General features: G+C 70.9%; 7 protein-coding genes and 1 pseudogene. 6 read left to right on the top strand and 2 right to left on the bottom strand.

The features are described 5' to 3' along the window. From DI269_RS27340 to DI269_RS25315, 3 genes and pseudogenes are all read left to right on the top strand, one after another. A pseudogene (locus DI269_RS27340) lies at nt 1–209 on the top strand (hypothetical protein); the annotation flags it as partial. Nucleotides 210–397: 188 nt separating this feature from the next. Further along, a complete protein-coding gene (locus DI269_RS27335) occupies nt 398–1,678 on the top strand; it encodes a WXG100 family type VII secretion target (protein WP_157975202.1) in 1,281 nt (426 codons plus the stop codon). A gap of 3 nt (nt 1,679–1,681) precedes the next feature. Next, nucleotides 1,682–2,326 (top strand): hypothetical protein, encoded by a 645-nt coding sequence (locus tag DI269_RS25315; RefSeq protein ID WP_112141202.1) that lies wholly within the window; start codon nt 1,682–1,684, stop codon nt 2,324–2,326. 1 nt (nt 2,327) lies between these two features. Here the strand turns inward: DI269_RS25315 and DI269_RS25310 are convergent, their stop codons facing one another. Both DI269_RS25310 and DI269_RS25305 read right to left on the bottom strand, forming a co-directional pair. Next, a complete protein-coding gene (locus DI269_RS25310) occupies nt 2,328–3,509 on the bottom strand; it encodes a hypothetical protein (RefSeq protein WP_112141201.1) in 1,182 nt (393 codons plus the stop codon). Next, nucleotides 3,509–4,741, bottom strand: coding sequence for a hypothetical protein (locus DI269_RS25305; protein ID WP_112141199.1), 1,233 nt, complete (start codon nt 4,739–4,741; stop codon nt 3,509–3,511). Before DI269_RS25305 ends, DI269_RS25310 begins: the two co-directional genes overlap by 1 nt. Before the next feature lie 107 nt (nt 4,742–4,848). On the opposite strand from DI269_RS25305, the gene DI269_RS25300 reads away from it, so the two are divergent. From DI269_RS25300 to DI269_RS25290, 3 genes are all read left to right on the top strand, one after another. Continuing rightward, nucleotides 4,849–5,253 carry a YbaB/EbfC family nucleoid-associated protein gene (locus DI269_RS25300; RefSeq protein WP_157975201.1) on the top strand — a complete coding sequence of 135 codons (405 nt, stop codon included), beginning with the start codon at nt 4,849–4,851 and terminating at the stop codon, nt 5,251–5,253. Then, the gene (locus tag DI269_RS25295) at nt 5,250–5,651 is read left to right on the top strand and encodes a YbaB/EbfC family nucleoid-associated protein (RefSeq protein WP_112141195.1); all 402 of its coding nucleotides are present in this window, start codon (nt 5,250–5,252) and stop codon (nt 5,649–5,651) included. Before DI269_RS25300 ends, DI269_RS25295 begins: the two co-directional genes overlap by 4 nt. 67 nt (nt 5,652–5,718) lie before the next feature. After that, nucleotides 5,719–6,600, top strand: coding sequence for a hypothetical protein (locus DI269_RS25290; RefSeq protein ID WP_157975200.1), 882 nt, complete (start codon nt 5,719–5,721; stop codon nt 6,598–6,600). Nucleotides 6,601–6,730 lie beyond the last annotated feature (130 nt).

The raw sequence follows: 6,730 nt of genomic DNA, 5'->3' as shown, positions 1-6,730 counted from the left end.
GTGGTGCCGGAGCCGGTGCTGGCGGCGGTCGCGGCGCTGGTGGTCGCGGGGCCGGCATGGGTCGCGGTGGCGCCATGGGCGGCATGATGGGCGGCGCAGGCGGCCGTCCGGGCGGCGCTCCGGGCGAGGACGGCGAGACCGGCACCTGGCTCACCGAGGACGACGACGTGTGGGGCATCGGGAACGAGAACGAAGACCCGTACGCATAGAGCAGTAACCGAGACCGGGTCGGCGGCGAAAGCCGCCGGCCCGGTTTTCCAGTTCAGCGACAACGCGCCAACTGTCGGCGCAATCGCCTCAGTCCCCCCATGGCGTGCGTGCGATAGCTTGGAACGACGGCGCCGCGGCCGCCCCGCTCGCGCGCGCCCCTCAGCCCACCATGTCCAGAGGAGTTCGCATGTCGGATCAACACGGCTCTGACATCACCCAGTACGGGACCCCCGAAGCGCCCGGGGACTTCAGGCGCGCCGTCAACTCCACCCCGGTCGTCGGTTCCGCGACCAGCCTCGCCGAGAACATCTACGGCACCATCGCGGGCGACGACCGCCTGTCCTCGGCCGCGGGCATCCCCGGCGACATCGCCGGGATCGCCATGCAGGGCCTGCTCGCCGTCCGCGACCCCATCTACGCGCTCGTCAACGCGGGCCTCGGGTTCCTCATCGAGCTCATCGAGCCGCTCCAGGACCTGATGGACCAGGTCGCCGGGGACAAGGACGAGATGGCCCGCCAGGGCGAGGTCTGGGGCCAGGTCGGGGACGCGCTCGGCGCGCTCAGCGACGAGACGGGCAGCGCCGTCCGGTCGAACCTCACCGGCTGGTCCGGGGAGGCCGCCGAGGCGGGGTACAACCAGCTCAACGCCATCGAGGCCGCGATCATGGCCTGCTCGAAGGAGGCCGTGAGCGTCCAGACGATGCTCGGCTGGGCGCAGGCCCTGTCCGAGGCGATCGAAGGGTGCATCCGCTCGATCGTCGCCGAACTCCTGTCGTGGCTGGTGACGCGCGGCCTGATCGCGCTGGCGAACAGCGCCTGGTCGTTCGGGGCGTCGGTGGCGACGTTCATCCTCGGCGCCGTCGCCAAGGGCTACGCGATGTTCATGCGGGCCATGCAGTGGGTGCAGAAGAGCGTCAAGGTGTTCTCGAAGCTCGCCACGGTCATGCTGAAGTTCCTCGGCAAGAACCCGTTCCGCGGCATCAACCCCGCCAACGGCTTCGAGCTCGCCGGGAAGGGCCTGTGGCTCGGCGTCCTCAAGAACGTCGGCGTCAAGGCCGGCCTCGGCCTCCTCCAGGGACGCGGCACCGCCCAGAACACCGCGAAGAGCGCGGTGATGCACGCCGGCTGGAACGGGAGCTCGGGCGGCGCCGGCCGGACGGAGGTCGACCTCGCGTCGCTGGAGACCACGGCGGGCAGCTTCGACGGCCTCGCGACGAACGCCGGGTCGATCCAGAACGTCGCGCAGGACGCCTCGGTCACGCAGATGACCTGGGGCCTCACCGGCGCGTTCGGGTTCGAGGACGCCTACAAGGAGAACACGGAGGGCCTCGCCGAGGCGATCATCGCGATCGAGGACGCGCTCGGCGGCTCCGCGGTCCAGCTGCGCGGCACCGCGGCCGACTACCAGTCCGCCGACGACCAGGCCGCGGCCGAACTCAACCGCATCCTCCAGGAATTCGAGCGCTGACGCATGGCGAAGGACCCGGCGGTCGACCTCACCCGCGACGCCCAGCGCCTCCTCGGGGCGGGCTGGCTCGAACCCGAGGAGCGCCTCATCGAGGCGACCCCGGTGTGGCGGCTGCCCGCCCTGGAGGGCATCCCGAAGCCGCCGTGGCCTTCGCTCGGCAAGCGGGCCGTGAAGATCGTCGGGTTGACGCTGCTGTGGATCGTCGGGTCCGTCGTCGTGCTGATCGTGCTCTTGTTCCTCGCCGACGGTCTCGGCGGAGGCGGCGGTGAGAGCGGCAGCACGCGCACCAAGGGGCCCTCGATCGTCTTGCACGGCAAGGGCCGCGAGTCCTTCGCCGGGCGCCTGGTCACTCCGGGGATTCGCCGCCGCGGCTGGTGGGTTTTCACGAACCGCCGCGTCGCGTTCGTCGCCCCCCGGGGCCGCGTGAGCGCCAAGTTCTGGAGCGGTTCGGGACCGGAGAACGAGTTCACGGGCCCCGTCCCGCTCGACACGGTCGCCGAGGTCCGCGACACCGCCTACACCTATGAAGGCGAGGTCGACCGCGTGCGCCGCACCAGGATCCTGCGCCGCCGCAAGCCCGCCGGGCTCTACAAGCGAATCAGGTTCGCCGACGGCTCCGGCATCGACTTCCGCCGCCGCCACCAGTAGGTCAGGCGTTCCCCGGCCAGATCCGCGGCGGCACCCAGTCGTCGGGGTTCGCGTTGTTCTGGTACGTGCGGCCCACGATCGTCTTGGCGCGCTTGGTGATGCGGTGGGCGATCTCGGCGGGCAGGGCTTCGAAGGACTCTGAAACCGGGTCCCAGATGCGGAAGACGCGGACCGGGACGTGGACCACCGCGGCGTCGCCGACGCCGGGGACGTCCAAAGTGAACTCGGTCGAGGCCTCGCCCGCGTAGTCGACCCGGAAGCGGTGCGGGCCAGGGGAGAGCGGGTAGTGCCAGGCGGCCCAGTCGCAGGGGACCTCCGCGTCGTCGATCCAGGTACGCAGGGTCCCGGCGTGGGCGAGGGCGAGCGCGTCTCCAGTGCCCGCGTAGGCGATCGACCCGTCGGGGCCGCGGGTGGCGCGGTACAGGAACAGGTCGAAGACCAGCAGCGGGCCGCCGGTCGCCTTGCCGCGGGCGTCTTCCGGGGACGGGTACGCGGTCGCGCCCGCCTCAGCCTGGGACGCGTCAAGGCGGTTGCCCTTGGCGCGCTTGTGAAGCGACCGGGTCGCGAGGAATCCCATGAGCCCGCCGCCGCCGAGCAGCACGAAGGCGGCGATGCCGGCCGGGCCCGCGACGGCGGCGGCGCCGACCGCGGAGGCGATGACCGCGGTCAGGAGCGCGAGCGCCCCCACGACCGCGAGGAGGCAGCCAGCCCCTGAAGCGTTCGCCGCGCGACCACCGAGGACCGGCAGGAGGTCGGCGGCGTCGCGGACGCGGTACAGCTGGGTGCGGTAGTCGACCTGGTGGCGCACGGCCACACCCTGGCCGGTCGTGAAGTGGACCCGTTCGCCCGCAGCGACGTCGAAGGCGGCGCTGGCGGCATCGGCGCCCTGGACGTCGAGGCGGTGGCGGCCCGGCGCGACTTCGAACTGGTAGCGGCCGTCGCCCGCGGCGACCGGGGCGCCGTCCAAGAGGAGCACGCCGGTGCGGTCGAAGGTCGTTGCGGTGCAGACGAGGACGTCGAGCAGGCCCGATCCCGCGCCCGGATCGAGCGTCGCGGAGCGGCCCGCGCGGTAGTCCGCGACGGTGTCGAAGCGCAGCCGGGGCGCCTCGGGCGCCTCGCAGCGGCGGCCGTCGCGGTCGCGGTAGGCCTCCGGCGGGGCGCCGAAACCGGGCCCGGGGGCCATCAGCCGTTGAGCCCGTCGACGATCGAGGAGTCCGAGGGCCCGCCCGCGCCGGCCATGTTGCCGGTCGCGCCGACGAACTTGATGCCGGCCTCCGCGAGCGGGGAGGCGGCCTTGCCGAGGGTCTCGACGACCCGGCCGAGGATGGTGTTGGCCTGGAGGAACGCGTCGACGGCGGTCTTGTACCGCTTGAGCGCCATGACGATCGACTGGATCGCGGAGCGGATCGAGTTGATCATCGCGGCGACGGCCGCGCCGCCGAAGGTCACGGCCGACAGCGGCCCGGCCGCGGCCCACGTGATGATCTGCTGGCTGCACCACTTCCCGGCGATGTCCAGGAGGGTCTTGCGGATGAGGGTCGCGATGAGCTCGGTGACCTGGAGAAGGCCCTGCATGACCTGGATCTTGTCGCCGACGTCGATGACGGCCTCGGCGAACTGGGCGATCTTGTCGCGGGCGGCGTCGCCGTCCTGCCCGGCCCACTCGGTGAGCATCTCCTCGGGGACCTTCGCGACGGCCTCGCCGATCGGCGGCAGCGCGTCCTTGATCGGGTCCCACCGCTGGATCTCGGCGTTCATCCGCTCGCCGTTGCCGGTGACCATGCCGACCAGGTCGTCGATGGGCTGGATGAGCGAGATGAGGAAGTCGAGCCCGGCCGAGAACAGGAACATGAGCGGGTCGGTGACCATCTGCGCGACGTCGTTCATGGTGCCCAGCAAGGAGTTCGAGACATCCGAGACGGCCCCGATGAGCTCCCCGGCGTTGTCGGCGCGCCCGACCTTCTGGATCTTCTCGGCCGTGTCCATGACCCCGAAGATCGGCTTCGCGTACGACTGCTTCTTCGACTCGGCGGTCTCGAACATCTGGAAGTTCCCGTTGCCGTCGGTGAACGTCGAGCCGCCCCAGTTGATCGAGGACCCCAGGCCCTCCGGCGCGTACTTCGCGAACTCCTGCGCGGTCGCCATGTCGATGTTCTGCCAGGACTCGCGGCACTCCTTGAGGCGCCCCGCATGGCCCTCCAGGCCCAGGGCGAGCATCTCGAACATCTCGCGCAGCTCGCCGAGCATCTGGTAGTAGCCGGGGGAGAAGAACAGGCCGGGGACGCCCCACGCCATCATGTCGAGGCCCTCCTCGTCCGCCTTGCCCTTGAGCTGCTGGGCGGCGGGCAGCTGGCCCCTGAGCTGCTGCTCGGCGGTCTCCAGCTGGGCGGGCGTGACGCCGACCGGTTCACTCATGGGGCACCTCTGACGCTTGGGGCGGGCACGGACTCGTGTCAATATAACGAAGCACCCCAAACCGCGCCACCGGCGAACCTGTTCACACCCGCAACGCAGGCGAGCAGGTGGCCGTTAGCATCGTGTGGATCACCGCGGCCGAACCCGAGGCCGCGCCTGCCCGGGAGGAGAGCGGTATGCCGGAGGATCCGGCCGAGGACATGCGCCGCAAGGCCAAGGACATCGAGCGCCTCGCCGTCGAGCTCGAAGGCGAGGCGGTCAGCGAGGACGGCGCGGTCCGCGTGGTGACCGGCGCGGCCGGGAACGTCAAGGAGCTGGACCTGCGCATGAGCGTGTACCAGATGTCCGGCGTCGAGCTCGGCGAGCTCATCGTCGAGACCATCCGCGCCGCCGACCGCAGGACGCAGGCCGACCTCGCCCAGCGAGTCAGCGCCATCATGGGCACCGCCCTGTCCCCCGACGACATCGGCGGCTCGGGTCTGGCCCCCATCGACCCGGAGGAGCCCCGATGAGCGACCGCGAACGCCCGACCGACCCCGAGTCGATGATGCGCCGCCTGGAGCAGATGCAGGCCGAGGCCGAGGCGATGCTCGCCAAGTTCAACGACCTCAGCGAGCAGCTCGGCGCCGACGCCGTCGAGGTCTTTTCCGAGGACGGCCGCATCCGCGTCAAGCTCGACGCCGAGGGCAAGGTCGCCGAGATCGGCATCGACGAGTACGCGATGCGCATGCGACAGTCCCTGTCGCCCACCATCATGGCGCTCATCCAGGAGGCCAGCGCGACCCACGCGCTCAAGATGGCCCAGATGGCGCAGTCCCTCGTCGGCGACAAGATCGACGTCATGGGCATGGTCAACCGCGACATGCCCGAAAGCCTGCGCGACAAGGCCCGCGACAACCTCGACCGCTAGGACGGGGCCCTCCGGGGCCCCGCCGCAGCGTCACCTCCCGGTTGCCGTAAACCGGTATCTTGCTCGCATGGGAATGAAAGACCGCCTTGAGCAGATGAAGCAGCGCGCGCAGGACGCCGGGAAGATGGTAGTCGACGTCGGCGTCGAGAGCGCCCGCGAGAAGCGCGACGCCGCGACGGGCTTCGCCAAGGGCAAGGTGGACGCCGCCACCGGCTACGCCGTGCAGAAGCGCGACGCCGCCAAGGACCTCGCCGTGAACACGAAGTCCGCGTTCAAGGAAGGCGACTTCGAGGAGCTGCTCGCCCGCCTCCCGCTGCCGGCCCGGCCCGTCCAGGAGGACTGGCAGTGGAGCCTCGCGAAGCTCATCACCGCCGGGAACAAGCCCCCCACCGGCACCGGGATGCTCCTGGGCCTGCTCGACAACTTCGGGACCATCGACATCGGCCCCAAAGAGGTCGGCTTCGACGGCGGCACCGCCAAGTGGCACAAGGTGAAGGCCATCCGGACCCGGTCGCTCGACGGCATCCTCCAGAAGCTGTCGACCGACACGTTCACCGAGACGATCGAGAACCTCCTGCCGCCCGTTCCCGGCCGCGGCTGGGTCTCCGAGAAGGCCACCTCCGCGATCTTCACCCTGTGGGCCATGGTCGCCGACCTCGCCATCCGCGACCCCGAGGCCGGGCGCCGCCAGGTCGTCTGCGAGATCGAGTACAAGGGCTGGATCTTCACCAAGGAGGCCGCGACCGGGTTCTTCACCGGCCCCGTCATGGCGCTGCTGCCGAACCTCGACCAGATCTTCCGCGAGGAGGCCGCCAGCCGCGGCGTCCTCGTCGAGCAGGCCGAGGACACCGCGATCGAGAACGCCGAAGCGCGCGTCGCCTGGCTGCGCGAGAAGCACGCCGCCATCGCCGCGAAGCGCGCCGAGGCGCAGAAGGCGATCGAGTACTAGCAGGCCGGTGCGCGGGGGAGCCCGCGCACCGCGCTACCGGTTTTCCGGAGAGGGCTCCGTCATTTATGGCGGAGGTGAATCCGGGCGATTGCCTGCTCGCAGTCCCGCGGAACGGGGCTGGGGTGAGCAG

Origin of the sequence: Glycomyces dulcitolivorans (assembly GCF_003265355.1) — a bacterium.
GTDB lineage: Bacteria > Actinomycetota > Actinomycetes > Mycobacteriales > Micromonosporaceae > Glycomyces > Glycomyces dulcitolivorans.
Note: the sequence above shows the minus strand (reverse complement) of the source record. Positions and strands in the feature narration are given on the sequence as shown.